General features: G+C 55.6%; 34 protein-coding genes. 18 read left to right on the top strand and 16 right to left on the bottom strand.

Annotated elements, in window-relative coordinates:
• Positions 1-40: 40 nt before the first annotated feature.
• Together APY94_RS00675 and APY94_RS00670 are read left to right on the top strand one after the other, a co-directional pair.
• Positions 41-790 carry an MBL fold metallo-hydrolase gene (locus tag APY94_RS00675; protein WP_058937814.1) on the top strand — a complete coding sequence of 250 codons (750 nt, stop codon included), beginning with the start codon at positions 41-43 and terminating at the stop codon, positions 788-790.
• A 41-nt stretch (positions 791-831) separates the two neighbouring features.
• Positions 832-1395, top strand: coding sequence for a nitroreductase family protein (locus APY94_RS00670; RefSeq protein WP_058937813.1), 564 nt, complete (start codon positions 832-834; stop codon positions 1393-1395).
• Here APY94_RS00670 and APY94_RS00665 read toward each other — a convergent pair.
• From APY94_RS00665 to APY94_RS00645, 5 genes are read right to left on the bottom strand one after another with little or no spacing between them, the layout of a single operon-like run.
• Complete coding sequence (locus APY94_RS00665) at positions 1382-1834, bottom strand: protein-tyrosine phosphatase family protein (protein ID WP_058937812.1); 453 nt, start codon at positions 1832-1834, stop codon at positions 1382-1384. The genes APY94_RS00670 and APY94_RS00665 overlap by 14 nt on opposite strands.
• Positions 1835-1868: 34 nt before the next feature.
• The gene (locus tag APY94_RS00660; protein WP_058937811.1) at positions 1869-2552 is read right to left on the bottom strand and encodes a carbon-nitrogen hydrolase family protein; all 684 of its coding nucleotides are present in this window, start codon (positions 2550-2552) and stop codon (positions 1869-1871) included.
• A complete protein-coding gene (locus APY94_RS00655; RefSeq protein ID WP_058937810.1) occupies positions 2549-3169 on the bottom strand; it encodes a class I SAM-dependent methyltransferase in 621 nt (206 codons plus the stop codon). The genes APY94_RS00660 and APY94_RS00655 overlap by 4 nt, the downstream gene beginning before the upstream one ends.
• A complete protein-coding gene (locus APY94_RS00650; protein ID WP_058937809.1) occupies positions 3166-4371 on the bottom strand; it encodes a TldD/PmbA family protein in 1206 nt (401 codons plus the stop codon). The genes APY94_RS00655 and APY94_RS00650 overlap by 4 nt, the downstream gene beginning before the upstream one ends.
• Positions 4372-5700 carry a TldD/PmbA family protein gene (locus APY94_RS00645; RefSeq protein ID WP_058937808.1) on the bottom strand — a complete coding sequence of 443 codons (1329 nt, stop codon included), beginning with the start codon at positions 5698-5700 and terminating at the stop codon, positions 4372-4374.
• 70 nt (positions 5701-5770) lie between these two features.
• Between APY94_RS00645 and APY94_RS00640 the strand changes: the two genes are divergently transcribed.
• Genes APY94_RS00640 through APY94_RS00630 form a run of 3 tightly spaced genes read left to right on the top strand, consistent with a single transcriptional unit; the run spans position 5771 to position 7973 of the window.
• The gene (locus APY94_RS00640; RefSeq protein ID WP_058937807.1) at positions 5771-6334 is read left to right on the top strand and encodes a flavodoxin family protein; all 564 of its coding nucleotides are present in this window, start codon (positions 5771-5773) and stop codon (positions 6332-6334) included.
• Between the two features lie 4 nt (positions 6335-6338).
• A complete protein-coding gene (locus APY94_RS00635; protein WP_058937806.1) occupies positions 6339-7274 on the top strand; it encodes a hypothetical protein in 936 nt (311 codons plus the stop codon).
• 33 nt (positions 7275-7307) lie between these two features.
• Positions 7308-7973, top strand: coding sequence for a hypothetical protein (locus tag APY94_RS00630; protein WP_058937805.1), 666 nt, complete (start codon positions 7308-7310; stop codon positions 7971-7973).
• On the opposite strand, the gene APY94_RS00625 is transcribed toward APY94_RS00630, so the two are convergent.
• A complete protein-coding gene (locus APY94_RS00625) occupies positions 7968-8591 on the bottom strand; it encodes a CPBP family intramembrane glutamic endopeptidase (protein WP_058937804.1) in 624 nt (207 codons plus the stop codon). The two genes, APY94_RS00630 and APY94_RS00625, sit on opposite strands and share 6 nt — an antisense overlap.
• A gap of 62 nt (positions 8592-8653) precedes the next feature.
• Between APY94_RS00625 and APY94_RS13910 the strand changes: the two genes are divergently transcribed.
• From APY94_RS13910 to APY94_RS00615, 3 genes are all read left to right on the top strand, one after another.
• A complete protein-coding gene (locus APY94_RS13910; RefSeq protein ID WP_342667048.1) occupies positions 8654-8812 on the top strand; it encodes a hypothetical protein in 159 nt (52 codons plus the stop codon).
• Entirely contained in the window at positions 8809-9228 is a 420-nt protein-coding gene (locus tag APY94_RS00620) for a GNAT family N-acetyltransferase (protein ID WP_342667047.1), read from the top strand. Before APY94_RS13910 ends, APY94_RS00620 begins: the two co-directional genes overlap by 4 nt.
• 150 nt (positions 9229-9378) lie before the next feature.
• Complete coding sequence (locus APY94_RS00615) at positions 9379-11265, top strand: hypothetical protein (RefSeq protein WP_058937803.1); 1887 nt, start codon at positions 9379-9381, stop codon at positions 11263-11265.
• A gap of 13 nt (positions 11266-11278) precedes the next feature.
• On the opposite strand, the gene APY94_RS00610 is transcribed toward APY94_RS00615, so the two are convergent.
• Genes APY94_RS00610 through APY94_RS13510 form a run of 5 tightly spaced genes read right to left on the bottom strand, consistent with a single transcriptional unit; the run spans position 11279 to position 13063 of the window.
• Complete coding sequence (locus tag APY94_RS00610) at positions 11279-11491, bottom strand: hypothetical protein (RefSeq protein WP_058937802.1); 213 nt, start codon at positions 11489-11491, stop codon at positions 11279-11281.
• Complete coding sequence (locus APY94_RS00605) at positions 11488-11976, bottom strand: hypothetical protein (RefSeq protein WP_058937801.1); 489 nt, start codon at positions 11974-11976, stop codon at positions 11488-11490. The genes APY94_RS00610 and APY94_RS00605 overlap by 4 nt, the downstream gene beginning before the upstream one ends.
• Before the next feature lie 10 nt (positions 11977-11986).
• Positions 11987-12427, bottom strand: coding sequence for a winged helix-turn-helix domain-containing protein (locus tag APY94_RS00600; protein WP_058937800.1), 441 nt, complete (start codon positions 12425-12427; stop codon positions 11987-11989).
• A gap of 25 nt (positions 12428-12452) precedes the next feature.
• Positions 12453-12848, bottom strand: a complete 396-nt coding sequence (locus APY94_RS00595; protein ID WP_245610354.1) for a class I SAM-dependent methyltransferase — start codon at positions 12846-12848, stop codon at positions 12453-12455.
• Positions 12845-13063 carry a class I SAM-dependent methyltransferase gene (locus APY94_RS13510; RefSeq protein WP_245610353.1) on the bottom strand — a complete coding sequence of 73 codons (219 nt, stop codon included), beginning with the start codon at positions 13061-13063 and terminating at the stop codon, positions 12845-12847. The genes APY94_RS00595 and APY94_RS13510 overlap by 4 nt, the downstream gene beginning before the upstream one ends.
• A 51-nt stretch (positions 13064-13114) precedes the next feature.
• Between APY94_RS13510 and APY94_RS00590 the strand changes: the two genes are divergently transcribed.
• From APY94_RS00590 to APY94_RS00570, 5 genes are read left to right on the top strand one after another with little or no spacing between them, the layout of a single operon-like run.
• The gene (locus APY94_RS00590; protein ID WP_169791791.1) at positions 13115-14380 is read left to right on the top strand and encodes an MFS transporter; all 1266 of its coding nucleotides are present in this window, start codon (positions 13115-13117) and stop codon (positions 14378-14380) included.
• Positions 14329-15201, top strand: coding sequence for a hypothetical protein (locus APY94_RS00585; RefSeq protein ID WP_157065423.1), 873 nt, complete (start codon positions 14329-14331; stop codon positions 15199-15201). Before APY94_RS00590 ends, APY94_RS00585 begins: the two co-directional genes overlap by 52 nt.
• A 33-nt stretch (positions 15202-15234) precedes the next feature.
• Complete coding sequence (locus tag APY94_RS00580; protein WP_058937798.1) at positions 15235-16047, top strand: GNAT family N-acetyltransferase; 813 nt, start codon at positions 15235-15237, stop codon at positions 16045-16047.
• Positions 16048-16056: 9 nt separating this feature from the next.
• Positions 16057-17082 (top strand): aminopeptidase, encoded by a 1026-nt coding sequence (locus APY94_RS00575; RefSeq protein ID WP_058937797.1) that lies wholly within the window; start codon positions 16057-16059, stop codon positions 17080-17082.
• Between the two features lie 13 nt (positions 17083-17095).
• A complete protein-coding gene (locus APY94_RS00570) occupies positions 17096-17716 on the top strand; it encodes a GNAT family N-acetyltransferase (protein WP_058937796.1) in 621 nt (206 codons plus the stop codon).
• Here APY94_RS00570 and APY94_RS00565 read toward each other — a convergent pair.
• Entirely contained in the window at positions 17709-18431 is a 723-nt protein-coding gene (locus tag APY94_RS00565; protein WP_058937795.1) for a GNAT family N-acetyltransferase, read from the bottom strand. The genes APY94_RS00570 and APY94_RS00565 overlap by 8 nt on opposite strands.
• A gap of 243 nt (positions 18432-18674) precedes the next feature.
• Between APY94_RS00565 and APY94_RS00560 the strand changes: the two genes are divergently transcribed.
• Positions 18675-19130: a GNAT family N-acetyltransferase gene (locus tag APY94_RS00560; protein ID WP_058937794.1), complete on the top strand. Its 456-nt coding sequence runs from the start codon at positions 18675-18677 to the stop codon at positions 19128-19130.
• A gap of 32 nt (positions 19131-19162) precedes the next feature.
• On the top strand, positions 19163-20356 hold the full coding sequence (locus APY94_RS00555) for an MFS transporter (RefSeq protein WP_058937793.1): 1194 nt from the start codon (positions 19163-19165) through the stop codon (positions 20354-20356).
• On the opposite strand, the gene APY94_RS00550 is transcribed toward APY94_RS00555, so the two are convergent.
• From APY94_RS00550 to APY94_RS00540, 3 genes are read right to left on the bottom strand one after another with little or no spacing between them, the layout of a single operon-like run.
• Positions 20340-21095 carry a nucleotidyltransferase domain-containing protein gene (locus APY94_RS00550; protein ID WP_058937792.1) on the bottom strand — a complete coding sequence of 252 codons (756 nt, stop codon included), beginning with the start codon at positions 21093-21095 and terminating at the stop codon, positions 20340-20342. The genes APY94_RS00555 and APY94_RS00550 overlap by 17 nt on opposite strands.
• 9 nt (positions 21096-21104) lie before the next feature.
• Positions 21105-21671, bottom strand: coding sequence for a nicotinamide-nucleotide adenylyltransferase (locus tag APY94_RS00545; RefSeq protein WP_014013529.1), 567 nt, complete (start codon positions 21669-21671; stop codon positions 21105-21107).
• Positions 21672-22451 (bottom strand): SAM hydrolase/SAM-dependent halogenase family protein, encoded by a 780-nt coding sequence (locus APY94_RS00540; RefSeq protein ID WP_058937791.1) that lies wholly within the window; start codon positions 22449-22451, stop codon positions 21672-21674.
• 51 nt (positions 22452-22502) lie between these two features.
• Between APY94_RS00540 and APY94_RS00535 the strand changes: the two genes are divergently transcribed.
• Genes APY94_RS00535 through pgsA form a run of 3 tightly spaced genes read left to right on the top strand, consistent with a single transcriptional unit; the run spans position 22503 to position 25219 of the window.
• Positions 22503-24110 (top strand): transglutaminase-like domain-containing protein, encoded by a 1608-nt coding sequence (locus APY94_RS00535; RefSeq protein ID WP_058937790.1) that lies wholly within the window; start codon positions 22503-22505, stop codon positions 24108-24110.
• Positions 24107-24643 carry a tRNA (cytidine(56)-2'-O)-methyltransferase gene (locus APY94_RS00530; protein WP_058937789.1) on the top strand — a complete coding sequence of 179 codons (537 nt, stop codon included), beginning with the start codon at positions 24107-24109 and terminating at the stop codon, positions 24641-24643. Before APY94_RS00535 ends, APY94_RS00530 begins: the two co-directional genes overlap by 4 nt.
• A gap of 9 nt (positions 24644-24652) precedes the next feature.
• Complete coding sequence (gene pgsA, locus APY94_RS00525) at positions 24653-25219, top strand: archaetidylinositol phosphate synthase (RefSeq protein ID WP_058937788.1); 567 nt, start codon at positions 24653-24655, stop codon at positions 25217-25219.
• Between the two features lie 89 nt (positions 25220-25308).
• Here the strand turns inward: pgsA and APY94_RS13505 are convergent, their stop codons facing one another.
• Entirely contained in the window at positions 25309-25932 is a 624-nt protein-coding gene (locus APY94_RS13505) for a hypothetical protein (RefSeq protein WP_245610352.1), read from the bottom strand.
• Positions 25933-26022: the final 90 nt, after the last annotated feature.

The raw sequence follows: 26022 nt of genomic DNA, 5'->3' as shown, positions 1-26022 counted from the left end.
ATAAGGGAACTATTTCACAGCCATGAAATAGGTGGTGGGTTTGATAATCTACTTCATCGGCACCGGCGGGAGCGAGGGAATTCCGGCGCACCTCTGCACCTGCTCGACATGCAGTGAGGCGAGAAAGTTCGGCTTCGCGCAGAGAAAGCCGTCAACGCTCGCTGTAATTACCGAGAACCGGAAGGCCGTTCTCTTCGACGTTGGAACCGACATAAGGGACTTCCTGAACGTTCCGCTGGAGGCGATTTTCCTCACCCACTGGCACCACGACCACATCTACGGTCTCTACAAGCTCCGCTGGATGGCACTTGAAACACCGCTCTACGCGCCGGAGGGACACGCCGATGCCCGGATCCTGCGCGAGCCCAAGAACCTCCAGCCGAGAACGATAAAACCCGGAGATACCGTTGAACTTGACACCCTTAAAATCACCGCGTTCCGGCTCAACCATCAGGTTGAGACCCTCGGGTACCTCATAGAGGAGGACGGCAAGAGGGTGGCTCTCATCTACGACACCAAGGGTCTGCCGGAATCAACGGAGGACTTCCTGAGGAAGAACTCCCCCCTCAGGCTGGCGATAGTTGACGCGACCTATCCCCCGGGAACCGACGACCCGTATCACAACAACGTTGACGAGGCGGCTAAGATAGGGCTTAAGCTTGCGGAGAGGACTGTCCTCAGCCACATCTCCCACAAGAACCTGCCCTTCCTCAAGCTAACGGAGTACGTGAGGAAGAGGTGGAGAAACAAAGTCCTGGTAGCCTACGATGGCATGGTGTTCTACGTCTAAACGTTTTTATCCGTTTCCGCCCAAAAGAAACCGGTGATGCCATGCGCGTTCTTGAGCTGGCGAAGAGGAGAAAGACCGTGAGGCAGTTTCTCCCGGAGAGGCCCCCGAAGGAGGACGTGATGAAGGCCATCAAGGCGGCAAAGGAAGCGCCAAGCGGTATGAACGCCCAGCCCTGGAAGTTCGTGGTTGTGGACGACGACTGGCTCAAGGGGAAGATAAGGGAACTCTGCGAGGAGGAAGAGGAGAAGTTCTACTCAAGGACGAAGGGTGACCTGATGGCCTGGCTGAACGCCAAGGGCTTCAAACCGGAGAAGCCATTCCTCAGCGAGGCGCCTTATTTGATACTCGTCTTTGGACACACCAAGGCCCCATACTGGCTCCAATCAACCTGGATAGCGGTCGGTTACCTTCTCCTTGCGCTCGAGGAGCTCGGCCTCGGCACCGTGACGTACACCCCTCCGAACCCGAAACCGGTCGAAGAGCTGTTGAACGCACCAAAAGACTACAAGCTCCAGACGATACTGCCGGTTGGCTATCCTGCAGACCCGAAGCCGAAGTACGAGAGGAGAAGGCTCGAAGAGGTGGTGAGCTTCAACGGCTTCTGAGGAGCCTTTCCAGCTCCTTCAGAACCCCCCTCTGCTCCTCCACCTCAACCGCGCCGGGCCGTATCCTGCGAACCATTTTCAGGGCTTCCCTCATGGGGAGCCCCTTGGAGTACATCACCCATGCAACGGCAACCGTTCCGCTCCTCCCGAGGCCGCCCATGCAGTGAATCAGAACCTTTTTGCCCTCCTCAACCCTCGCCTCAATCCAGTGCAGGATTTCAAGGAGCTGGCTCAAGCTCGGTGCCGTGAAGTCCTCTATCGGGCTGTGGAGCACCTCGACACCCTGTTTCCACCATTCATCCAGGCCGTAGGGAAGTTCAAACTCCTCAACGAGCACCACAACCGCATCGAAGGTTTTGGCAACTTCGTCCATTTCCCTCCGCGTTGGCATCCGCGAGAAGGCAACGTTACCGTCAACGAATCTGGCCGGGCGCCACATTCCCATCCCCCAAGGCCCTTAATATCAGGGGGCTTTAAAGTTGTTCCTCCCAGAGGAGAGTTTTCTCACCCTCGGTCGAGGCCAGGAGCGTTCCATCCGCATCAAAGACCCACGCGCCGCCGAAGCTGTCCCAGTGGCCAAAGCTGTTTACGATGAACGTTCTGACTCCAAGGAAGGCAACTCGCCTGCCCATGTCATCCACTTCCTCCGCGAGGTTGAACTCACCCCACGGTGAGCGATCCATCGGCATGAAGACGTAATCTGGCCTTTTCCGTCTGATCCACTTTGCTATCCTCTTGTTGTAGAGGTCGCCGCAGATGATTATCGCGACTTTGCCGAACTCCGTCTTTGCGGTCTTTACGGTGTTGCCGGTGCAGAACTTCATTGGCTCCTGGAACTTGCGGTGCTTCAGCAGGATTTCCCCGTTCCTGCCGATCAGCAAAGCCGAATTGTAGACGCAGTTTTTGTAGGGTTCGAGGAGTCCAAAGACTATGTAAACGCCCGCCTCCCTGGCAAGCCGGCTCACCCTCTCCACTATTTCGTCGTAAAGCTTTGCCCCGCTGAAGTCCCACTCATTAAAGCCAGTCAAACAGTACTCCGGGAAGACAACGAAGTCTGGGTCATGTTTCAGGGCCTCCTCAAAGCGCTTCTCAAACTCCCGCCAGTTGGCCTCGAAGTTTCCAACCTCAACGCGCATCGGGATTAGAGCTACCTTCATTTTTTGGCCTCCCCCGGTTTTTCAAGGACGAGCAGGAACGCATCGCACTCCCTGCCGTGACTCGTTGCCCGTCCGAGGATGAGTTCCTCACTCACGAGGAGCCCATAAAGCCCGGCGAGCTCCTTTATCTTTTCTCTCAGCCCATTAAGGTCGAAGTCGCCGACGAGGACTCTGCCACCGGGCGAGAGAACTTCAGCGGCCCGTTTTATGAACGACTCAGGTTCAAGGTCGTGGAGGATGTAGGAGAAGACCACGGTGTCAAAGTCCCGCCCAACGTCGTCGCTGAGGAAGTCCGCCCGGATGAAGACCAGCCGTCCGTTCTCAAGCTCCCGAAGGAAGGGAAAGAAGTCGGCCCTCTTTTCGACTCCGATGACGGTTCCCTTCTCAGAGAGCGCGAGGGCGAGCAGTCCGGAACCGGAGCCGACCTCAAGAATTCTCCCCCTGGCCCTCCTTAGGATCTCCTCCATGGTTCTGAGCCTCAGCCGGATCTCTTCCCTGTGGGCAGGAAACAAAGCCAGTGCCGAACCGGTGAGCCACGTGAGTTCCTCCTCCGTGCCGCCGGCCTTCCTGAAAGCTTCGAGGACTTTGAAGTGGAAGTTATCCAGGGTTTCTCTCACACAACCACCTCCGTCCTCAGGAAGGGTAGGGACAGCGAGAGCCCTTCGTCGAGCCAGATTCTCGCGAGCTCACTTCCAACTCCTGTGGTGTTTTTGAGCAGTTCCCAGACGTTCCCCTTGAGTTCAAAGCGGGAGAAGCCGACGGTTTCGCCGCGCTCGATTACGAGGGCAGGAGTAGCGACCACCGAGAAGTCCCCCGTCGTCGGATCGAGTGCGTTCGCGCCCCTGACGCCGAGGATCAAAAATCCCTTCTCGACTTCACCTATAAGCCCATCGAGGCCCTTCCTTCCGGGGGCGAGCGTCAGGTTGTGCGGGCCATCGAAAACCCTCTCGCCTATCCTTATTCCGTTGCCCGTGCTCTTCCTCCCGGCCCTCCAAGCCGTGTAGCTGTCCCAGAGGAGTCCTTTAGCAACGCCTTCCTCAATGAGGACGTTTTTCCCCGCTTTGACTCCTTCGTCGTCTGCCTTCACGTAGCGGAGCGAGCCCTTATCGATCGGGTCGTCGAGAACCGTCACGAGAGGCGAGGCCAGGATTTCTCCTTCTTTCGCCTCCATTCCCGGCGCTTTCACCGCCGTGCTCCCCCGGAACTTCCAGAGGATGGGTGAAATGAGAAGGGCGTAAAGCGGCGTCGGTGCTATGATGACCTCAGCCTCTCCCTTCGGGGGCTCCGTCTCCCCAAGGCCCTCCACAAGGCGGAGGTAGGGATTAAGGAGCTTTCCAACCTCAGTTCTCGCGGCGGAGCCGGTCGAGAGCGAGAACGGAACGTTGCTGGCTATTTCAAGCTCAACCTTCATAAGAGAGTAGGTCCCTTTGACGTCTGCCCCCGCGGTGCTCTCAACGGAGAGGCACCGGGTTATGAACTCAACGGTTCCAGAGAGCGAAAGCCCCCTTTTCCCCACATCATCCGCCAGCGAGGAGAGTTCCTCGGCCGAGTCCTCAACATCAGCCTCAAACGTCCTCTCCCAGCGCACCCTGGATCCAGGGGGAAGGGAGTAACTTTCATCCTTCGAAAAGCGCAGGAGCTCCCGGGCAAGTTTGATTGCCTTCTCCTCGTTCCTTCCTTCGGCGAGTGCACAGCCAACCCTGCCGTCCTCAACGAGCCTGACCGCGGTGAACTCCCGAACTCGCGCGAAGGGCTTAACGCTTCCCTCCAGCGAAAGGCCGAGGCTCTTCCCCCTGAACCGATAAACTTCGCGCTCCATTCACACCACCCTTATTCCTCTCTCGAAGAGAACGTGCGGCCCGCCCATGCTCACCATTACCACCTGGCCTTTCCCGCAGTAGGAGTTCTCGAAGTCGAGCTCCTTACCGAGGCCCCGGATTCCGGGGAGTGCATCCAGGGCCCTTCCGCTGGCGGTGGCACTGAATATTGGGCCTGCAACCTCACCGTTCTCGATGGTGTAGCCTTCAAGAATTCCGGCAGTGAAAGACGAGTCTAATCCGGTCTGTCCAGGCCCAGGACGGACGAGGTAGTAGCCCCGCCTCACCTCAGCCAGGAGCTCCTCGAACGTCCAGTCGCCGGGCTCGAAGTAGGTGTTCCTCATCCTCACCATGGGCTCGAAGGCGTAACTCTCGGCCCTCGCGCGACCGTTCGGCTCCACGCCGAGCTCAAAGGCCCTCTCCCTGTCCACGAGGGGCTTGCTGAAAACCCCGTCCTTCAGGATTTCGACCTTCCTAACTGGAACACCTTCGTCATCGTAGCGGTCGTTTCCGTGGCCGTCCTCGACGTTCCCGTCGCTCAGGCTCACGAGGTCCGGGGCAACCCTCTCTCCGAGCTTCCCCGCCAGGGGCGTGTTTGGCAACTCGTCGGCCTCCGCGAGGTGTCCTAAAGCCTCGTGGGCAATCATCCCCGCGAAGTAGGGCGAGAGAAGCACTGGGACATCATGGAGCTTCGGCCGCCTCCCCCTCAGGAAACAGTCGAGCTGTCCCTTTATTCCACCGAGTATCCTCCCGGTTATATCCTCAACGGCTTCAAATCCCCTCTCAACCGAGCCGGTGAGCTCGAAGAGCCATGCGCTCCGTCCGTTTGAAGAGACAGCCAAATCGACCTCAAACGAAATCCCCTCCAGCTCCCATTCAATTTCAGTCCCCTCGCTCGTGACAAGCCGCTTAAAGCCGGAGAAATCGGAGTATTTGACGACCTTTCTTGAGGCTTCTGGGAGGGCGTTTAGGAGTTCCTTGACGGCCTCCACCTTCTCGTCGAGCGATACCTCTGAGGGCTTGATTTTCATCTTGCTTTCCACCCGGTCGCGTACTGGCCCGACCTTCGCGAGCCTCACCCTGCCTTCCCCAATCCGTGCAAGTCTTACCGCTTTCTCGACGGCCCACTCAAGGTCTTCCCGGGAGTTCACGGAGGCGAAGCCCCAGGAACCGTTCACGAGGATTCTAACCCCGAATCCCCCAGTGGAGCGGGCAGAAACATCAACTCTCTCTGAGGCTGTGATTTCCGCCCTGAGAAGCTCCTCCCACCGCACTTCCGCGTACTCCGCGCCGAGTGAGAACGCGAGTTCAACGGCCTTCTCTACCTCCATTGCCAACACCTGAATTCCAAATCAAGAGTAATCCTTAAAAACCATTTGGAGTCGTAACACTGGGGATACAATGAAGGTCATTGGAGTTGCGTTCAGCGCCAGGAAGGGCGGCAACTGTGCCCGAATCCTCAGGTTCTGCCTTCAGAAGTTTGAGGAAAAAGGCCACGAGACAGAGCTGGTAGAGGCCTATGACCTGGAGATAAGGCCCTGCAGCCACTGTGAATACGAGTGCTTCACCGGTAACTGTCCCATAAACGACGACGTGCCGGCGCTCTACAGGAAGGCAATAAAGGCTGACGTTCTGATATTCGCCGTCCCAACCTACGGCGGCCACGCCTCCGGCCTCTACAGAGCCTTCTCCGAGAGGGGCCAGGCCGTTTTCAAGAGCTACGAGGAATGGAAGGCATTCAAAGAGAAGCTGAACTTCATACTCATCGGAAACACCAGCTCCGGCGGAGATATGGCGCTCCACGAGGTGCTGTACGGGCTGACCGGTGGCGAGAGCTGGCCGGAGGCAGTTCTGCTGTCCTCGAACGAGTATGGCGGAGGTTCCCTCCGGGGAAACCTCATAGAACATCCTGAGGTCCGGGCCAGGCTTGAGAGGTTCGTCGAGAGGATAATTCAAAGGGGGTAAGGCCATGAGAACCTACTTCTTCGGCGTTGAAACGGTTCCGGTTGCCATGGCTAAAGACCTCGTCGTCGGGAGCGTCCACGACGGGAGGAACTACAGAATCATGCTGGCAAGGATTAACGGAGAGGAAATCATTGAAACCCGCTTTTTGGCGGGAGAAAACGACTGGGAGGGACACAGCGCGCTCAATCTCAACGACGGCTATCTGATTGGCGGGGCGGTTGAAGGTGTTGCGACACCGGACGGCGGCGAGGGCTGGAAGGCCTACGTCGCGAGGCTCGACGAGAGCCTGAACGTCCTCTGGGAGAGGAAGCTCAACGTCAGAAACAATGGGGCGGTCTATTCAATCCTCCCCGCAGGGGATGGGTTCTTCATCGCAGGCGAAACCGGAAGACCGGGCGATAAGGGGTTCTTTCTTGGGAAGGTTGCCCCCGAGGGGGAGCTCCTCTGGCTGAAGGACTTTGGAAGCTGGAACGATGCCGTCTTCACGGCCCTGCTTCCGGAGGGAAACGGTCTGAGGCTCATCGGGAGCGTTAAGGATGGGCGCTGGGAGGTCAAATCCTTCGAGTTTAGCAGAGACGGCGAGCCCTCCCGTGAGGAGGTTCTTGCCGAGGGAATAGCGCTGACGGCATGCCGCTGGAACGGAAAGCTCGTCTTAGCCGGCTATCGCGGGGGGAACTTCTGGGTTCGCGTTGGTAATGCCGATACAACCCTTGGGGAGGGAAGCGCCACCTCACTGCTACCAATTGGCGATAAGCTCCTCGTTGGGGGCGAGCTTGAAGGAAAGGCCGTTGTGGTCGAGATTTCCGGGGAAGGGGAGCCAAAGGTAAGGGAGCTCTGGGAGAACGGCTGGGTGGAGGTTTTGGGCGAGGGCGTCGCACTCGGGGTTAAGGAGGAAGGGGAGAATACTGTAATTGTCGTCGAGAGGATTGAGGACAGATAGGGCGAAAAGCCGCCCACGTCTGGAGGTGGAAGCATGAGAAAACTCGTCCTCTTCGCCCTCGCCTGGTTCGTCTTCGTTATGTGGGGGCCTCCCTTGGCGGTTGGAGCAATTTCCAAGATTTTGCTTGGCTCATGGAAGTCCCAAAACACCTTTCAGTACATAATCAGAACGTGGGCAATAACCTTAGTGGGAGTGATAGCACTGGCATTTATCCTTAGGTGGCTGGACGTTGATGTAAAAACTCTCCTAATGGGGAAATTTGGAAGGAAAGAGTTCTTCTTGGCCACTGGCGTTGTTCTGCTGTTTCTAAGTGTTGAAATTGCATACTTCGGAGGCTCATATTCACCACAACTCCTGAGGGCGTTTCACTATCACCTATCAAGAGCCCAGGGAAACGTTCCTTTGGCGATGATAGCGACTCTCACGGAGTATTTCTACTACCTGTTCGAAATTGTCGCCGTCAACGCTCTCTATATAGGAACGATCAAGTTCGCTGGAGAAGCGAATGGAGTTCTGGCCCCAGTTGTGTTTTGGGGCTTTGCTCATGTTTTAAACGTCATAACCGGAATGCCACCAGTTCAGACACTGCTTTTAGGAGTGTATATGGCCATGCTTGCTCTGCTGACCTACTCTCTCGCAAGAAAAACCGAGAGCCTTAAGGTTCCGATTTTCACATGGTTGGTGAGTATGGTGCTATAAGGAGGGCTTCCCCGAGGGGAAAACAATTATAAGCCCCCACGAACCCGAGAATCTGGGCTCCAGCGCTATGAACGCCGCATCCCATAGCGCGTGAACTGCTATCAGGGGTTCTATCCTCCTGAAGGCGAGCCGATAGGAGGAGTGTATCAACGCCGCGATGAGCTGAGACGCGTTGAGTCCAACGGCGAAGTGGGCTAACCAGAATACCACTGAGTTTCCGACGAGGGCACTCCACCCATTGAACCTTTCTTCAAGGGAGGCGAAGAGCAGGCCCCTAAAAAGCAGTTCCTCGACGAGACCGGCTATGAGGAGATAGTTCAGGAAGTAGGGGGCAAACTTCCACAGCGGCGTGGGGTTGTGGGGAACAAACACCACAACTATAAGCGGAAGCATGAAGAAAACGAAGGGAAACAGGACGTGCTTGATGAAATGAAACTCACCGCCGAGGCCGAGCTTCTCTCTGGTGTAACCTAAGAGCCTTAAAACGGCAAAGACGAGGAAAATTATCTCCCCAAGATTCAAAAGCCTATGAACCTGCCCCAGGCTGATGAACTTGTTCGAGAGTACCATCGCAGTCAAAGCCAGGATCAGGAGAACTCCCTTGAGCCACCGCTCCACTTCGTATCACTGGAGCGGCTTTGTTGAAAAATCTTTTAAAATATTTTTCGCATTGTAACCCCGTGATGCCGATGAGGCCCATCATTCTCAAAGGTAAGAAAGTCTCGCTGGGCATAATCCTCCGAGAAGACATTCAGAAAATCTGGGAATGGAACAATGACAGAGAGATTACCAAAAGTCTCGCCGATCCTCAGATGTTTCGACGCTTGAAGAGTGGGTGAGGTGGTACGAGAATCTGACGGCTAAAAAGCTGACCAAAAGGGCCTTTGCAGTACTCAATGAGGAGGGCAAACTCGTTGGGACAGTCATCTTGAGCAGAATAGACTTCATGAACGGAACGGCGGAAATAGGGTATGTTATAGGGAAAGAGCACTGGAATCAGGGCTACGCAAGTGAGGCGGTAAAGCTAACCCTAAAGTTTTACTTTCGCTACATGAATCTGCGCAAGGTCTTTGCGAGAACCTATGAGAACAACGTTGCCTCAATAAGGGTTCTTGAGAAGAACGGCTTCAAGCTGATGGGAAAGTTAAGGAAACATGCGTGGACGCCGGACGGATACGTTGATGTGTTGTTCTATGACATAATGAAGGATGAGTGGCAGGCTTCAACTGAATCAGCTGGACGGCAAGGTGGATGAGATCCACTTCAGAGAGCACATCTGGAGCGATGGGCGATACCTTGACGAGCTGATCTACGAACGGTTCAGAAGGGACAGTGGGGTGATTGGGAACAACTTGAAAGGGAAAAGTACTTATAATTTGAAATCTAAAAATTCCCGGGACTACCCATGAGGCGCGTCGAAATTATTGTTTCATTCATCCTCATAATTCTGATCACAATGTCAGGCGGATGCATCAACGCCCCGCAGGGGGAGAAAACAGAAAGTCCGGTGATTGAGACGGCCCACGAAGGCGTGGACGAACATATCTCCGAAAACACGTCCCCACGGGAGGGAGCAAAGGCCACGTTCCCCGCGGGAACGTTCAAGCCGAAACGGCCGGACTGGTTCTCGTATTCCCCAAAAGACTCCGTCAGTGAGGTGGTCTCCAGAATTTCCGAGAAATACAACGTCACTGAAAGTCCCGTGGACATACCCCTGCCCCCGAGGAGCCTCTCAAGCTTCACCGGAGCGGCGGACGGCATCGAGTTCGGCCTCTTTGCATACCCAAATTCAACCGCGGTCGAAGAGGCCATGAATGGTGTGGTGGGATTCCTGATTGAGAATGGCTTCCAGCAGGGGGATGGAACCTTCTGGGAGAGGGGAAACGAGACTTACACGGCATTCTATACCTACGAGCGCTACTTCTATGTCCTGTTCGTGGCGAGGACCGCCGGAGGGGATTCGGAAGAGAGGGCGATGCGCCTCTCGGAATTCACGTGGAGCATCATCACGATTGGACCCAGCCCCGGCAAGGTTCTTGGCCTCTTCCTGCCGGTCAAAGTGGCCGAGGGCAACTGGAGCGAGGAGAGGGGTTTGAGGTTCTCCGGCTACTTGGACGCCCTGGAGGGAACCGTTGAGGGAACCAACGTGAGTGCAGTTTTCCTTGTTTACCGGCCCCGTGAGGGGAGGGAGGTTTACCTCCAGCTCAAGGAGGCTTTCCTTAGGAACAGCTGGGTCGAGGAGGAGTATATCAACACCAACACCCGGGATCCGGCGGGACATCTCGTGGTGAGCGACTACTTCGAGGCCAACGGCTCCGGAGTCTACATTGAACTGGCCGATGTGGCGGGAATGGAAAGGCTGACTCTGCTCTTCGGAGACGAGAGCGAGATTAAGGAAACCGTCCGGGAACTGTGGGAGTGGGACGACCCGACGGCAAGCCTCCTCGCGGAAGGGAACGGACTGCCGAGGGGAACCTTCCGGCCAGCCAGCGGGAGGAGCGTGGAGCCTGAAATGGTAATATCGATGGTCCTCGATGACCTCAGGAAGGACTTCAACATCACGACCGACTTCGTCGATATTCCCGAAGTCCCTGCGGCAGCCTGGTACAGCGGAAGAACGGACGACGTCGAGTTCATGCTCCTAGTTTATCCAAACGCCACAGCATACCTCACCGCGCTCGACGAGCTGACCGAAAAGCTCCTGGCTGAGGGCTGGGAGAGAACCGACGACGGAAGGGAACCCTACGCGAGAACCTTCGCCTGGGACGCGGATATGATAACCGTCTTCGCCCAGTACCGCTACAACCACTACCTCGCGATCGTCGTCAAGAAGCCCAGATACTCGACCAGCGATTTCTTCTGGCACGTGGTCGGCACGGGCGGAGCCAGTCCAGGTGAGCTGCTCTCCTTCGGCAAACTGAGGAACGACGTGAGGCCCTGGAACTGGACAGCTGGGGAGGGGTTGGAGTTCGACGGATACATCTACAAGCTGGAGGGGAACGTCTCTTCCGGAGGCGCAAGGGCCGCGGTGCTGTTCTACCCCTATGGCCTCGGCCGGGAGGTCTATCTTCAGCTAAAGAAAGCGTTCCTTGAAATGGGATGGGTAGAGAGGGACTACGTCGAGCTTCCATCCCACGATGAGAGGAGACGCCTGGCAGCTAACGACCTCTTCGAGAAAAGCGGGAAAGCGGTTTACATTGAGGTTTCCACCTACGGTGATATGGACGTCCTGATACTGCTCTACGGGGACAAGTCGAGTGTTAAAATCTCCGCCAGGGCAATGTGGGAGTGAGTGGGGGAGGCGGCTATTTCCTGGAAAACCTGAAAAGAGTCTCTCTGAGCGGCGCGGACGGGTCAAAGTCCCCCACCAGCTCATCGACGACCTCGGCCGGAAGACCTCCATCCAGAAGCGCCCGTTTAAAGCCGCGCTTCGCCCGGTTCGTTATCCTGACCATGCCCGCCATCCTGAACGCTATCACGGGCAGTCGAAGAAAAAAGTGAAGGAGGCCCAAAGTCACTCCTCCTTTTGCTCTTTCCCCTCGGGACCCTGCGGACCGCCGTGGATCGTTATGTTGCCGAAACCTCCTCTTCCAAAGTTGGCGAGCATCTCCATGAGCTTCTTTCCGGGGTTTATCGCGTCCATATACTCCTTCGTCAGCTCAAGGGCGGCATCCTTGTCCATTCCGGCCTCGGTCAGGTTCTTGTAGAACTCGGCCACGCTCCTGCCCATCGTCTGAACCCTTTCCGGGCTGTAGAGCTCGTTAAGGAGCTCCTTGAGCGGTTTGAGGATGTCCTCCATCATGTCACCGACCTTCTCCATGAGGGCCGGTATCTTGTCGAGATCCTTGTCGCCCTCGTAGGCCTCGATGAGGTCTTCCACAACCTCTGCCTTCTTCTTGAGAACCTCTACCTCCTCCACACTCTGGGCGTTCCTTATCCCCTCGACCAGCTCGTCGAGGAGCTCCTCCAGTTTCTTCGGGGTTCCTACCTTTTCATCCACCATATCAACCACCTCAATAATCATTAGTGTGGTCAAGCCTAATTGGCATTCCGATCATTTCGAGCCACTTTTTGACCACTTCGCGGGAAAGGGCGTAGACCTTCCCCCTCTCGCCGGGAGCCTCGACAACGATGCCCATCTCCCTCAGCTCGGCCAGCTTCGCCCTAACAGTGTTCCGCGAGGCCTTTCCGCGCCTCCCCTTCAGCTCCCGCGCTATCTGACTCACGTTGGCCCTCTTCAGGTCGAAGAGAATCCGGACGATTTCACGCGCTATCGGGTCGCTCCTGACCTCCGGAACGACTAGGTCTATGCTGAGCCCACCGTACTGGGCGTATATGTTGATGAGCCTCAGATAAGCCTGCGCCATCTGGGAAACGACGGCGAAGCTCTCCCTGAGCTCCTCAAGGGCTTTTTTGAGCTCCTGAACTTCCCTGGCAAGGTCTTCATCGGGCATGATTGTCCATAGGGTGGTCACTCCTTTAGCCTTTCCGGTCAGGGGTGAACAGTTCGGCAATCCAGACGTATCTATTTACCCTCTCGAACCGGCACTCCAGCCCGAGCTTTCCGCAGATTTTCCTCAGCTTATCAACGGTAACGAAGTACTCGTCCTCTATCTCCTCCTTTAGACCGTCCTCCTCGCCGATTCTCATCTTTTCCTCCTCTGATTCAAACATCACATCGGCGATGACGATTTTTCCGCTGGGTTTCAGAACGCGGAGCATCTCCTTTATCGCGTCCTCCTTTTCCTCATCCGGCACGTGGTGAAAGGCGTAGGTCGTTATTACGGTGTCAGCACTCTCCGTGGGAATGGGCACGCTTAGGAAATGGCCATCCAGCGGCTCAAAGCCGTGCTTCTCCTGAAACTTCTTTCTCATCCCCTCTGAGGCTCAACGCCGACGTAGTTTTCCGACCTGAGAAAGCGCAGTATATTACCTGTACCGCACCCGATGTCGACAACGGCTCCCTCAGCCTGCCCAGCAACAAGTTTGAGAACCTTCCAGTAGTCCCTGTGTATCCAGTCCTCCTTTGTTACGTCCTCATCGTAGCTCTCGGCCCAACCATCAAAGTCCCACTTTTCCATTTTGAACACCGCATGAATTTTGATTCATAATTTTTTAAACCCTCTCTTCAACCTCACTCCGTGAAGCGAACCCTCTACCGCCTGCATATGCTCACATCATCCTTTAGAATCATCGGGGATGCAATCGAGAGCGTCGCCCTACCCTGGAGTCTGCTGGATACAACCGGCTCGCTGGTGAGCATCGGGGGTTTTGCGCTCTTCACTCACCTACCATGGGTCATCCTTCTCCCACTCCTCGGGAAAACCCTCGACAGGACGACCAAAAAAGTCAGACTCGCTTTTCTCGCACTCATTCTCCAGGCAGTCCTTGCCGTTCTCATAATCCCGCTCTCCTCGAACGTCTGGGCTTTCTACCTCATCGTCTCGGGTATCTCCGCGCTGGATATACTCCACCGCTACTACGGATTCTCGTTGGTAGCCTCGATGACCCTTGACGAGTCTGAGCTTCAGGGGCTGAACGCGGCGCTGGCGACCCTGGGGAACGGGGTCTCCCTGGTGGCGTTTCCACTGGCCGGATTCTTAGCGTATCGCCTCGGAATAAGGACCATGCTCATCGATGCGGTTCTCCTTCTCCTCGGTGCGCTCACGCTCCTTCCCTACCTGAACGTCGAGGTGAAGCGCGAAGGGACGGCTGAGACCAGGGAAGAGCAGCGGTTGCAAATCAGCAGGGGGCTCGTGGTTGGAATCCTCGCCTTGGTGCTGCTCTTCAACTTCGCCCTCGGCTCCTTCAGGATATTCGTCTTCGCCTCCCTGAGGGAACTCGCAAAAGGTAAGGTTCTCTACGGCATCCTTCAGGGGCTCACGACGGCCGGAAGCCTCGTGGCGGTGGTAGGGCTGACCTACTTGGCCCATAGAAGGCGGGCTGGCCTAAAGCGGCCGCTGGTTGCGGGAATGCTCCTCCAGAGCATCACGCTCCTCATCGTCGGCGTTCCGGCGGTGATAGCGCTGTTCCCTGCGGTCTTTCTGCTGGGCTTTGGTAGGGAACTCCTCAACGTCTCCTTCGACAGCCTGATGCAGAAGTTCCTCCCTCTGGAGAGCCTCGGAACCGTGAAAGGGGTTTTCGACGCCCTCGCGACGCTGGTAATTCCACTGTCGCAATTAACTTTTGCGTGGCTGATAGAAAGAGGGGAGGACGTTCTAAGAACTTCAATCATCGCGGCATCTGCCGCGTTTCTGGCGTCGGTTCTGCTCGTGTTTACGCTGTTTAAGTCACGGGAGCTCGGACATAACACCACAGTCAAAGGTAAAGTTATAAACCTTGAAACGTTAGTAGTATGGGATGCGACATGGATGACGACCTCAAAGCAATCATTCCCTTCATCATAATTTTCATTCTAATCGTCCAGATGGTTCAGATGCGCCTCGAAATTGGAGAGCTGAGAAGAGACGTTGAGGGGTTCAAGAACCAGCACGAGCAGTACAGTCACGTCCTCTGGAGCGAGTACGGGCGGGACATCTACGCAGCGAGAGAATACCTCCAAAAAACGCGGCCGGACATAATGGAAAGGCTCGGAAACGCCTCCCTGACGGTGGACAGCATCTCCACGTGGAGCTTCGAGGCGAGCTACGACCCCGAGGAAGGCGTCTTCTGGGTGTGGTACCGCCCCTATGGGCAAACCGAGCGGAGCATCGTCTACGTCCAAATCACGGCGTACTACCCGAACGGCACTCCGGTGAGGGGCTTTCCATGGATGCGGTACAAGGTCAACCACACCACTGGAGAGGTCATTGGGGTCTCCGCTGACACCGCGGACATGGAGGTTATGCGGGCATACAACAGGCTGTACCGAAACGTGACGGCCTCCCTGGGAATACCCGACAATAGAATCCTGAAAACATGCAGACACCCCGTGGAACTGCTTTCTGATAACGAAACATGGTTCGACTTTGAGATGGAGTGCGTCTCGACTGAAAACATCTCCCTGTGCTGGTTCATCATCGGTGAAGTCGATGGGAAAACGGGGATATTAAGACGGCTTGAAATTACACGGCCGTTCGAAGGGGGTTGCGAAAACGAGGACGAGCTGAGAACGTTGGATACCATCGAGAAGCTCGCCCCGTACAATGCTACCGCTCAGGAAATAAAACGGAATATCCTGAACCTGACCGGTGGGCTGATGTTCAACCTGACGTTCCCAAACCCATAAATTGAGATGGAACTAATAAACTTTGGTGATATCATGGAACCGCTCATCCGAGATGCAAAGCCGGAGGACAGACCATCCATCGAGGAGATTGCAAGGCTGACCTGGGGCGGCGAGGACTACCTGGCGAGGGTCTTTGACGAGTGGCTTAGAGACGGCCACTTCTACGTGTTGGAGGTTGATGGAAAGGTAATCGGCACGGCGAAGCTGACGCTTCTCCCGGGAAAGGTCGGCTGGCTGGAGGGACTGAGGGTTCACCCGGATTATAGAGGTAGGGGCTACGGGAGGAAGCTCCACGGCTTCATGCTTGAACTGGGCGAGAGGCTCGCCCGCGAGGGGAAGATTGAAGTCCTTGAGTTCGCGACTTACTTCCTCAACCGCGAGAGCATAGCAATGGCAAAGAGGGACGGATTCTCGATAACCGCGAAGTTCTTCACCCTGGGGGCAAAGGTTTCTGCCTTCGAGCCGGAGGAGCCGGTGATGATAGAATCCAGCCTGGAAGACCTGACCCTCGGCGTAATCCCCGCCGGATGGAAGTTCCTCCGCAGGAGTCATGAAAGCCTCGAATGGTTGAAGGCGAAGGCAGAATTCTACGACATCAACGGCTTCCGCTTCCTCGTTCCGAAGGGGGAGGCAACGTTCACGCCCCTCGACGTGGGGCTGGCAACGCTCAAAGTCATGCTCCCCGCGATGGCCTGGGTCGCACGGGAGAGGGGATGGGAAGAGTTCGACCTAATGCTCCCGAGCGGTGTTAAGCCCCTCCTGCCTGGACTGAAGAGGCTCGGCCTCTCCCTCTGGGACGAGACCGAGGAGCCTAACGTGCTGGTATTCAGGAAAAAGCTGGTTTAGGTGTTTGGGATGGAAAACAACCTCAGGAGCGCCGCAGGGCGAATAATCAGGGACTCGGCGCTCGTTGGTGCCGGTGAATCGGTGCTGATAATCCACGGGGCACACAACAGGAACTTCGCCAGCCTGCTGGCTGAGGAGGCCATCCGCGTTGGCGCGCTCCCGTTCCTCTGGAGTTTCGACGACTCGCTGATATCTGATTTTCCAGAAAAGCCTTCAGAAAGCGTTGCCGGCATCCTCGGGAAAGTTGACGTCGTGATATGGCTCTCCCAGTACACGGCCGTCGATGATCTATCCGAGAACGTTCAGGAGAAGGTCTTCTCCTTTTGGGACTCTATATATGGCCTCCTGCAGGAGGAGAAGGTGCCGACGCTCCTCGTGAACCTTCCCCTGCCGGCGTGGCTTGAGGAGGACGGGATAAAGCCCAGTGAATACCTCCTAGAGTTCATCTCCGCAGTGGACGTGGACTACGTTCGGATGCGCGAGCTCGGGCTTATTGTGGCAGAGAGACTCAATGGGGCGAAGGATGTTCTTATAACAGACGAAAACGGCACACATCTGAGGTTCAGCGTTGAGGGGAGAAAGCCGGGCCTTGAAGACGGGACGCTCCGCGACTGTCGGTTGAAGCGTAGGGAGTGCGAGGTCGAGATTCCAGCGGGGGAGGTTTACATAGCCCCAATAGAGAGCTCCGCCTCAGGGCGGCTCGTCCTTCCCCACGAGGGTCTGGAGCTGGAGTTTCATAGAGGTAAGGTCATCTCCATAGGGGACGAAAAGGCCGATGAGCTCAGGGGGAGGATTGAAACGCCTGGAGGAAATGTTATAGCGGAGTTCGGAATAGGGCTGAACCCCGGGGTAAAGCCCCTCGGCCTCAGGATGTTCGATGAGAAGGCCCTTGGGACGGTCCACGTGGCGATTGGACACAACCTGCACCTCGGGGGAGCAAACGAGTCGAAAATCCACATCGACTTCGTTGTCATGAACCCTACTGTGCTCGTGGACGGGGAGCCCCTGATGGAAGAGGGGACGCTTAGACTGTAGGAGGGACAGGAAGATGGAGATAGTTCGCCTCGATGAGGAACACCTTCCGGATTTCCAGGAGCTCTACATCGAATTCTTCCGTGAGCTCAGAGGGAAGCAGGGCTGGAGGCCGGACGAGGAGGAAAGTTATAGGAAGGAAGCCGAGACCTACTTCAAAAGGGGCGACGTTATCTTTCTCGCCTACGAAAGAGAACCAGCGGGCTTCATACGGCTCTCCTCGCGCGAGGGCTGCTTCTGGATTGAAGAGCTCTTCGTCAGGCAGGAGTTTCTGGGCAGGAGCATCGGGAGGGCTCTCGTTGAGAGGGCTGAGGAAGAGGTGAAAAAGCACGACGACGCCCTCTACCTCTACGTTCTCCCCCAGGACAAGGACGCGGTAGCCTTCTGGAAGAGGCTTGGCTACGGCACGATAAACACCATCGAGCTCGTGAAGGACCTCAATCCCTCGGGGCGCACGGCCTTTCACGCCGTCGAGCTTCTTGGCGAGAGGTTCAGAATCTTCCGCTGGAAGGGCGAGAAGTTCACGGAGGAAGAGAGGCGTTTCATGGAGCTGTTAGATGAGTTCTACAGAAAGGGAGGGACTAAAGAAGAATTCTTAAGGATGGTGAACCGGGCATTAAAAGAGTGGCTTAAGTGAAAATCTTCTCCATCCACTCAACTTTACCGATTTTCTTAAACCCTTCTTCCTCTAAAATCTTCCAATCTTTCATCCAAACCTGAAGGAACATTCTTTTCCTGATTTTTCCAGCAAGGCACTCAGCAACTTTCACAATTCTTCTGTTGAGTCTCCTTCCGTAGACAACGGCATTTACACAGCTCCCCTCATCAACAAGAAGTATTGTAAAGTCCGCAAATCTGAATCGGGAAGCTTTTTTGTGGAGGTTCCAAAGGAAAAGACCTGAAGTGTAAACGGCTGAAATATTTGGAAACTTTGGTGGGCCATCATGATATGTCTCTACTTCTACGTCGCATCCTTTAACATCCGTTATAATCTTCACTTGCCAGTCTTTAACTTCAAATCCATTTTTCTCGTAGAACCTCATGGCGTTTTCGTCCTCTGGAATGACGCTTAGCCCTTTCAGGCCCCGTCTCTTTGCCCATTCCTCGGCGAACGCTAAGAGCTTTGAACCGATACCTTTGCCCCTATATCCCTCTTGAACCCAAAGAACATGGACGTGAGCCTTTCCATTGAAGGGTAAAAGCTCAATCTCCCCCTTATCTTTGTAGAGAAATACATCTCCACCAGAGTCCCTAATGGCTTTCAGGTAAATTTCAAAGTTTTCCCATGGAGGCTCTCCAGCATGTATTTCTCCTAAAATACTCCCATCATCAATTCCTGCTTTTCTTATCATCAAAAAAGCTTAAATTCAACGTCTTAAAAATATTGACGATGAGAGCCAAAATTAAAAAATGGATAAACAAACTGTCAAAAAGGCCGGAAGAGAGTTTAATATTTCTTCCAAAGAGCTTTGCACCTATCTAACTGCAGAGACTCATGAGGACGATAAAATACACCCCTAAGACATCTGAGATATGCCGGATGTTTCCTTATGGGCTCAGAGAAAGGATTCTGCAGCCAATCAGGAGGATTGAAAATGAGGATAGAAACATCCAGAGACAACGTGAAAAGTTGCCTTGAAATTGCCAAGGAACTGCCAGAGTGGTTCAACGAGGCCGGTCTGAGGGCTATGGGGTGGGATTTGAGAGTGGAGAAGACCTTCGTTGCCGTTGAAGGGGAGGAGGTTCTCGGCTTTGTAACGGTCAAACCGCTCAACGAAAAAGCCCTTGAAATCCTCTGGATGGCCGTTAGGCGGGAGCTGAGGGGTAAGGGGATAGGTACGAAACTGCTCGAGTTCGTTGATGGGTGGGCGAAGGAGAGCGGCTTCAAACTCCTCGTGGTGAAAACCTCAGGTGATTTGTCTTACAGGCCCTACGATAAGACGAGGCGCTTCTACGAGCGGAGGGGCTTCGTGAGGGTAGCTCTGATAGACCCCTACCCCGAGTGGGGCGAGCCGGCGCTGATTTACGTTAAATGCCCGAGAAACGTTTAAAAATCCCGGTCGTAATATGAACGGGGCTTCAGATGCGCTGGAGTGAGATTCCGAAGGAAGCTAAGGCATACATGCTCTACCACACGCTCATCGCTCCCGGCCTGATAGTCTGGATACTGTTCCCCCTCTACATGATGAAGGTCGGCTACTCCGTCCTTGAGGTCGGGGCGTTCTTCACGGCCGTCAACATCATCGCGATTCCCTTAACGTACCTCTTCGGCAGGCTGTTCAACCGCTGGGATATCAAGAAGGGCCTCATCGCGATAGACATCCTCGACGGTATCGCCTACGTCCTCTACGGCCTCGCCAAAGGTGCCATGGCTCCAGTTGCACTCTTCGCCGGAAGAACCGTGGAGAAGCTATCAACCGTGCTTTACCCCCTCTACCGCGCATACGAGCAGATAATCTATCCAGAGGACAAGTACGAGGAGATATTCGCCTGGCATCTCCGTTTGCCGGAGATAGCAAGACTGATAACCTTCCCGGTTCTCGGCTACATCTTCGGCTACCTCTACCCCGGCGCGGAGAACTACCGCTGGGCGTTCCTATTCTTCGGCCTCTTCTCCGCCGTTACGGTAGCCTACATCGGGTTCTTCCTTCCCTCAGTCGGCAGAGAGGAGAGGATAACGCCCGAGGGCTTCACGTTTAAGGTTGGGGAGTTCAAGGTTCTCCTGGCCTTCGAGGCCTTACTAACGCTCGCCTGGGCGCTCGCCCCGGAGCTGGTGCTCATCAACTATGTCGTCTTCGTGCTCCACAAAACGGTCTTCGAGGTAACGCTCATTGCCTGTGCGAGCAGCATAGCTTCCATAATCGGCACATACGCCAGTGAGAGGGTTCCCAAGAGAAGGGGCTTCCAGGTCATCGGCCTCGGAATGTTTATCAACGCGGTCTACGCGCTGGTCATGGCGCTCTCACCGCCGTTCTGGCTGGCGCTGGCGGTGTATGCCCTCGGCGACTTCGGAAACACCCTCTGGTTCCCCTTCTACCGCTCCTGGCAGTTCTCGCTGATTCCGAAGGAGCGGGCCAGTGAGTTCCACGCGGCGATATCGAGCTACAACAGGCTTATTGGTCTAGTTGCCCCCTTCATAGCTGGTGCTTTAGCGAGCATCCATGCAACGCTGCCGTACGCGGCGGGTCTGGTGCTGTTTTTGGTAACGGGAGCCCTGTTCATGTGGCTCTACAAATCCAGGGCGGCAGGGGCACCGGCGTCTAAACCTCAACCCTAGTCCTCAGCCGCCAGCCATCGATGTCAAAACCGCCCATTTCATCGAAGACGTGAGCTATAATGGCTTCAAGATTTTCAGTTTTAACCTCCTCCAAGGCTCGAAGGAAAGGTTCTACGAACCTCCCGTCCGGGAAATCCGGGAAGAGGTAGGCTCTTCTGAATGTCTCGTCGCTGAAGAGCCTGTAAACTTTGCTCGCAGGGGGAACCTCCAAACCCAAAAACTTGGAGTAGACCTCAAGGGCCCTGCGGAGTGCCAGGTGGTAAATGTGGGCATAGCTGGGGTCGCTCCTCTCCTCGGCGTCCTTCAGGCTGTCGAGGGCGTCCCAGAGGGAATACTTGGCCACCTCGACCCAGGTCTCGTCTGGTCTTTCAAACGGCGTCTCCATGTACTCCCGGGCTTCCATTTTGAGTGTTTCAGTTATCCCGGTTTTGTCGAAGAGAACCTTCCCAATGGTGACAATCCTCGCCGTGCTTCTGCTGTTTTGAGAAAGTTCCTTCTCAAAGTACCGCCTTATCTGCCTCGCGGGGTTTACGAAGTATTCGATTAAAATCCCATCCACAACAACGTTTCCCCTTTCCCTCCAGTCCACGTCGTCGGAGAGGATTATGTAGACGTCCACATCGGAGCGCTCGGTTTCCAGCCCAACCGCGTAGCTTCCCGTCAGCAGGGCGGCCTCGACGAAATCCCTTTTCCTCCACTCACCCATGAACTTCTCAAGCGCCTGCTTCCAGTCCCTCATAACATCACCTCAGAACTCCGGAATCCTAATCGGCGCCTGCAGCTCCTTCTCGTTCTTCTCAAGGTTGGTCGCGAGCATCTTTATCCTTTCGCAGCCCTTTATCTCCCTGATGAACTCGGCCACGCTCTTGGGCACGAGCTCCTCCCAGGGCTGCCCCTCGACCATGCGCTTCCGTATCTCGGTCGCCGAGAGGATGTCCTTCCTGAACATCGGCTGGACGATGACCTCGTAGCCCTTCTCTCTGAATAGCTGGGCAACGAGGGAGTTCCCGGTGAAGACGACGTCAAAGCGCGGAACCATGCTCACTACATAGGTCGCCCATATGGCGTTGAAGTTGATGTCAGGGAGGGGAATCAGGTAGTAGCGCTTGTCCGCCAAGTGCGTCTCGTTCAGCGCCCTGATGAGCATCTCCATCCTCTCGCTCGTCGTGAAGGGGTTCTTCAGCGTATGGCTCGCCTGGGCGCTTCCGATGCCCAGTATCACCTCATCAACCTGTGAAAAAACGAATTCGAGCGCCTTTATATGTCCGTTGTGAACCGGCTGGAACCGGCCGACGAAGAGGCCGCGCTTGACCATTCAATCACCTCCAATCAACTTCACCCTCACCTCATCCCCGACCTTCAGACCGAGCCTTTCCGCCGCGCTCCCCTGATTGACGGCTATCTCGAGGTAGTCGTGACTTCCGGGAAGTGCAAGCAGTTCGCCGGGCTTTACCTGGCCGTAGGTGTCGAGGTAGGAAACCCTGACCCCCAAGTCGGGAAGCTCTACCGCCCTCAGCGTCCCATAGTTCTCGAGGTTGAGGATCACGTTGCCAAAGTCGTCAATGTAGAGTACCGTGAGCAGCCAGTCGTCTCCTTCGCGCCGCGGCTCCACGTTGAGCCTGACGAGGCTTTCCAGGGGGATTTCAGTTCCTATCTGGCCGGGCTCAATGCCGGCCTCAAGGAGCGCCCCGGCGGGACCGAACACATCCCTGCCGTGGAAGGTAGAGCTTATCCTCCAGCCCGTGAAGCGCCTTATCCTCTCGAAATCTATCTCGTAGGCTCTCCGGGGTTTGATGTGTTTCATCGGAAGGGTTGCGAGTCCGTTGTCGGGAACAACGAGAAACTGCTCCCCCTCGATGATAACGGCCCTGCGGGAGGTGCCGACCCCGGGGTCAATAACGCCAACGTGAACGGTCCCTTCCGGGGAGTACTTCACCACCTGCTCCATGACGAAGGAGGCCTCAACTACGGAGTGCCTCCTTATCGAGTGGGTAACGTCAATGAGCCGCGCGTTGGGATTGACCCTGAGCATGGCAACCTTCATCTCGCCCACGTAGGGGCCGCCAAGCCCGAAGTCTGTTGTCAGGGTTATCATCGCCACCACCTAAAACTTATTAACGGTTGGGGGCTTTAAAGGGTTTGGAAGATGAAAATGAGAAAAGCCATCCTGGTTCCTCTCCTCATTCTCATAGTGGTGGTCTCGGGATGCCTCTTCAAGCCGCCGGCGGAGGTTAGGTTCTCGGTTGACAGAACGGTCGTCACGCCCGACGGAACGCTCCACGTCATCGTGTTCGTTAACAACACCGGGAAGGTGGGTCTGACAGGGGCGACGCTCGTCCTGGGCGACGACAGCTTCCAGATACTTCAGGAACCAAAGTTCCCCGACGTTCTGCCCGTGGGCCACTCCGCTCAGCTGGTCTGGATACTCAAGGCACCGGCGATACCTGGCTACTACAACCTCAAGCTCTCCCTTGAGCTGACCGATGAGCTTAAGCGAACCTGGACAGGCTTCTATGGTCAGTTCAGAGTGTTCGTTTCCAGGGGGGCAGCACCCTCGGACGAGATAGGGCTAGGGATAAGCGGACCCGAGACCCTCCATGGCGGTGAGACTTCCACGATAACGGTCACAATAAAGAACAAGCTGGAGGCTCCGATCGACCTGCTGGACATCCGGCTCGACCTCCTCGATGGAATGAAGGTGATGAGCGCAGACGCGCTTCCGGAGGGCATCAACGAGAACGGGAAGATAACCCTCAGGTACACCGTGAAGGCTCCGTATGCATACAGGAAAGGATACATCTCGGCGATGCTTCGGTACAGAATAGGCGGCTCCGAGAAGAGCGTCATCGAAAGCGTACCCCTGGAGGTGACTTGGACGCCCTGGAACGCGGACAGCGGGACGCTTAGGGACGCATATGAACTCAAATATCACTGGATAACCGATGGATACCTCGTTGACGGCTACTGGTCAGAGCGCTATAACTCAACGCCCTCCTTCAACAGGGCAGAGCTCAGGAATCTCGCCCTCAGAATAATCGGGAACGCCAGTTCCGAGCCAGCCGCTGCGAGGGCCATTTATGACTGGATGATGCGCACCTACTCCTTCGGGGACACGACCTCCACCCTTGAGCCGGAGAAGATACTCCTTCAGGACAGGCTGAGCTACGCGGAGGGCCAGATACTCATAACGGCAATGCTGCGCTCCATAGACATCCCAGCGAGGGTGATAACACTCTACAACGGAACGGACTGCACACAGAGACCCGTGACGGAGTTCTACACAGCGGACGGCTGGTACGTTGTGGACATCGAGCACGGCTTCATAGGTTCCCTCGAGGAGTACCTGGCCAGTCCGTACTTCCCAAGACTGTACCAGATAATAACCGAGAACGGCTACAGGATGGTGGCCCAGAGCCCGACGGAGCTCAGCGGTCATGAGCACGTTGACGTTACGGGGGACTTCATTGCGAACCTCGAGGACAGGCTCATAAGCGTTGTGAGCGGAAGGCTGAAGCCGGAGCTGCGCTCGAAGCTGATGATGCTGGTCAACAACCTCAACGAAAATGAGAGGCTTTACGCGCTCTTCATCCTCTCGTCTGCCCCCAGCGACGATGAATTGAACCGGGTAGTGGAGAAATACAGTGTTGGGAAGATGGAGCAAAGCATAAAAGCCATGTACGAGTTTTACAGGGACATGGAGTGGAGCGACGATTTCACGCGCTACTGGAAAATATTCGCGGGTGATGTGGGATGATAACCGTCCTTCGCCTTGGACACAGACCCGAGAGGGACAAGAGGATAACGACCCACGTGGCCCTGACGGCGAGGGCCTTCGGGGCGGATAGAATCATCATCGCGGCCGAAGTGGATGAGCATGTAAGGGACAGCGTCGAGGACGTCGTGAGGCGCTGGGGAGGACCCTTTGAGATATCCTTCGACCCCAGCTGGAAGAGAATCCTGAGGGACTGGAAGGAGAATGGAGGGGTGATAGTCCACCTCACGATGTACGGAATCCATATCGACGACGCGATGCCCCAAATCTTGGAAGAACTGAAGGAAGGCAGGGACGTGCTCGTCGTCGTCGGCGCCGAGAAGGTGCCCAGGGAGGTCTACGAGATGGCAGACTACAACGTCGGCGTGGGAAACCAGCCGCACAGCGAGGTCGCCGCTCTGGCAGTCTTCCTGGACAGGCTCCTGGAAGGAGAAGGGCTGAGGAAGGAGTTCCAGAACGCCAAGCTGAAGATAATCCCCCAGGAGAGGGGAAAGAGGATCATCGAGCTTGAGTGAGGGTTGCGGATGGTGCTCAATAATTACCGCGAAAACGTCAGGGGTTACCTCGAAGCCATCGTCCGGCCCCTCGCGAGGGCAGGCGTTACGCCGAACACGATAACCGTTCTCGGTCTGCTGATAAGCCTCGCCGGCGCGTACTTCTTCTATCGAGGAGAGCAGGTCATAGCGGCCCTTGTTCTGCTCTTCGGCTCGCTTATAGATGCCCTCGACGGAACGCTCGCGAGGCTCACAGGGAAGACGAGCCGCTTTGGAGCCTTCCTCGACTCCACCTTCGACAGGATAAGCGACGGAGCGGTTCTCTTCGGAATAGCCCTCGGAAACCTCGTGGACTGGCGCGTTGCGTTCATAGCTTTCATGGGGAGCTACCTGGTGAGCTACGAGCGGTGCAGAGCCGAGCTGGCAGGCTCCGGAAGGCTGGCCGTTGGAATAGCCGAGAGGGCGGAGCGGCTATTGATAATAATCATCACCGCACTCTTTGGCTACGTTGAGTACGGCCTCTACGCGGTCGCTGTCTTGGCGTGGATAACCGTTCTCCAGAGGCTTTACGCGGCCTATCAGAGGCTCAAGGAGTGAAGAAGAAGGGGGATGACGAGAATTTCGCTAGGCGAGCCGCAGAGGCAATGAAGAGCCCTGCCGTTGCTGACCCTTGCCGTTCTTTTTTATTATTCCAGTAAATTAACGCCCCACCAACCGATAACGAACGCTGATGCAGTATGGACGTCCAAACCCAGCCCCTGGGCCAGCTCTCGTCCCAATTTTGAAGAACCGGCGGGATTAACCAGATAGACCTCAAAACCTCTCTTCAACGCCATAACAACCCCGTGCTCAAGGAGCTCCTTCTTGGCGAAATTCGACGCCTTCCGATTCCCCCTCCTCGAACTCGTAGCCTTCCCATTCTTTCTCTTAGTCCTTCCCAAATCCTCGAAGAACACAGTCCCTACGCCGTGATAAAACGCATAATCCAGCAGGCGTGCGAGAGTCTTCAACCGCAAATCCCTCGCCTTCTTCCTCGGAAACCCCGGAGAATTAACCTCTGGAAAGTGCTTAACCCTAACGTCCCTAATAGCACCATTCTCGTCGAGAATTGCCATATTCACCCTATCAGAGTTCAGGTCGAAACCGGCGTACAGCCCGCCCCCTGTGGTCTTTCCGAGATGTTTTAGATAAATTCCAAAGGGCACCTGAACGTGCAGGTAAACTTTCCCATTCCGCAGAACAACCTGAGCACCGTATTTGAACTTTTGAGCATCGAAAATAACTGGAAGAAACTTCTCGGCGGTTTTCATCTTAAAGTTCAGCCACTCTCCGTTGGAGCGAATTCTAACGTTCATCCCCTCAATCTTCACGTTCCGGTTCCCTTTCTCGTTCTCCTTTGG

The organism is Thermococcus celericrescens (assembly GCF_001484195.1).
GTDB lineage: Archaea > Methanobacteriota_B > Thermococci > Thermococcales > Thermococcaceae > Thermococcus > Thermococcus celericrescens.
The sequence above is the reverse complement of the archived record's forward strand: the minus strand, read 5'-3'. Positions and strand labels throughout refer to the sequence as shown.

What these genes read in the sequence shown, in the direction of transcription:
- APY94_RS00670 (WP_058937813.1), top strand. Translation starts at nt 832, where the DNA reads ATGCGCGTTCTTGAGCTGGCGAAGAGGAGAAAGACCGTGAGGCAGTTT.
- APY94_RS00665 (WP_058937812.1), bottom strand. Translation starts at nt 1,834, where the DNA reads ATGTGGCGCCCGGCCAGATTCGTTGACGGTAACGTTGCCTTCTCGCGG.
- APY94_RS00660 (WP_058937811.1), bottom strand. Translation starts at nt 2,552, where the DNA reads ATGAAGGTAGCTCTAATCCCGATGCGCGTTGAGGTTGGAAACTTCGAG.
- APY94_RS00650 (WP_058937809.1), bottom strand. Translation starts at nt 4,371, where the DNA reads ATGGAGCGCGAAGTTTATCGGTTCAGGGGGAAGAGCCTCGGCCTTTCG.
- APY94_RS00645 (WP_058937808.1), bottom strand. Translation starts at nt 5,700, where the DNA reads ATGGAGGTAGAGAAGGCCGTTGAACTCGCGTTCTCACTCGGCGCGGAG.
- APY94_RS00640 (WP_058937807.1), top strand. Translation starts at nt 5,771, where the DNA reads ATGAAGGTCATTGGAGTTGCGTTCAGCGCCAGGAAGGGCGGCAACTGT.
- APY94_RS00635 (WP_058937806.1), top strand. Translation starts at nt 6,339, where the DNA reads ATGAGAACCTACTTCTTCGGCGTTGAAACGGTTCCGGTTGCCATGGCT.
- APY94_RS00630 (WP_058937805.1), top strand. Translation starts at nt 7,308, where the DNA reads ATGAGAAAACTCGTCCTCTTCGCCCTCGCCTGGTTCGTCTTCGTTATG.
- APY94_RS00615 (WP_058937803.1), top strand. Translation starts at nt 9,379, where the DNA reads ATGAGGCGCGTCGAAATTATTGTTTCATTCATCCTCATAATTCTGATC.
- APY94_RS00605 (WP_058937801.1), bottom strand. Translation starts at nt 11,976, where the DNA reads ATGGTGGATGAAAAGGTAGGAACCCCGAAGAAACTGGAGGAGCTCCTC.
- APY94_RS00600 (WP_058937800.1), bottom strand. Translation starts at nt 12,427, where the DNA reads ATGCCCGATGAAGACCTTGCCAGGGAAGTTCAGGAGCTCAAAAAAGCC.
- APY94_RS00595 (WP_245610354.1), bottom strand. Translation starts at nt 12,848, where the DNA reads ATGAGAAAGAAGTTTCAGGAGAAGCACGGCTTTGAGCCGCTGGATGGC.
- APY94_RS00585 (WP_157065423.1), top strand. Translation starts at nt 14,329, where the DNA reads ATGGGATGCGACATGGATGACGACCTCAAAGCAATCATTCCCTTCATC.
- APY94_RS00580 (WP_058937798.1), top strand. Translation starts at nt 15,235, where the DNA reads ATGGAACCGCTCATCCGAGATGCAAAGCCGGAGGACAGACCATCCATC.
- APY94_RS00575 (WP_058937797.1), top strand. Translation starts at nt 16,057, where the DNA reads ATGGAAAACAACCTCAGGAGCGCCGCAGGGCGAATAATCAGGGACTCG.
- APY94_RS00570 (WP_058937796.1), top strand. Translation starts at nt 17,096, where the DNA reads ATGGAGATAGTTCGCCTCGATGAGGAACACCTTCCGGATTTCCAGGAG.
- APY94_RS00565 (WP_058937795.1), bottom strand. Translation starts at nt 18,431, where the DNA reads ATGATAAGAAAAGCAGGAATTGATGATGGGAGTATTTTAGGAGAAATA.
- APY94_RS00560 (WP_058937794.1), top strand. Translation starts at nt 18,675, where the DNA reads ATGAGGATAGAAACATCCAGAGACAACGTGAAAAGTTGCCTTGAAATT.
- APY94_RS00555 (WP_058937793.1), top strand. Translation starts at nt 19,163, where the DNA reads ATGCGCTGGAGTGAGATTCCGAAGGAAGCTAAGGCATACATGCTCTAC.
- APY94_RS00550 (WP_058937792.1), bottom strand. Translation starts at nt 21,095, where the DNA reads ATGAGGGACTGGAAGCAGGCGCTTGAGAAGTTCATGGGTGAGTGGAGG.
- APY94_RS00545 (WP_014013529.1), bottom strand. Translation starts at nt 21,671, where the DNA reads ATGGTCAAGCGCGGCCTCTTCGTCGGCCGGTTCCAGCCGGTTCACAAC.
- APY94_RS00540 (WP_058937791.1), bottom strand. Translation starts at nt 22,451, where the DNA reads ATGATAACCCTGACAACAGACTTCGGGCTTGGCGGCCCCTACGTGGGC.
- APY94_RS00535 (WP_058937790.1), top strand. Translation starts at nt 22,503, where the DNA reads ATGAAAATGAGAAAAGCCATCCTGGTTCCTCTCCTCATTCTCATAGTG.
- APY94_RS00530 (WP_058937789.1), top strand. Translation starts at nt 24,107, where the DNA reads ATGATAACCGTCCTTCGCCTTGGACACAGACCCGAGAGGGACAAGAGG.
- pgsA (WP_058937788.1), top strand. Translation starts at nt 24,653, where the DNA reads ATGGTGCTCAATAATTACCGCGAAAACGTCAGGGGTTACCTCGAAGCC.
- APY94_RS13505 (WP_245610352.1), bottom strand. Translation starts at nt 25,932, where the DNA reads ATGAAAACCGCCGAGAAGTTTCTTCCAGTTATTTTCGATGCTCAAAAG.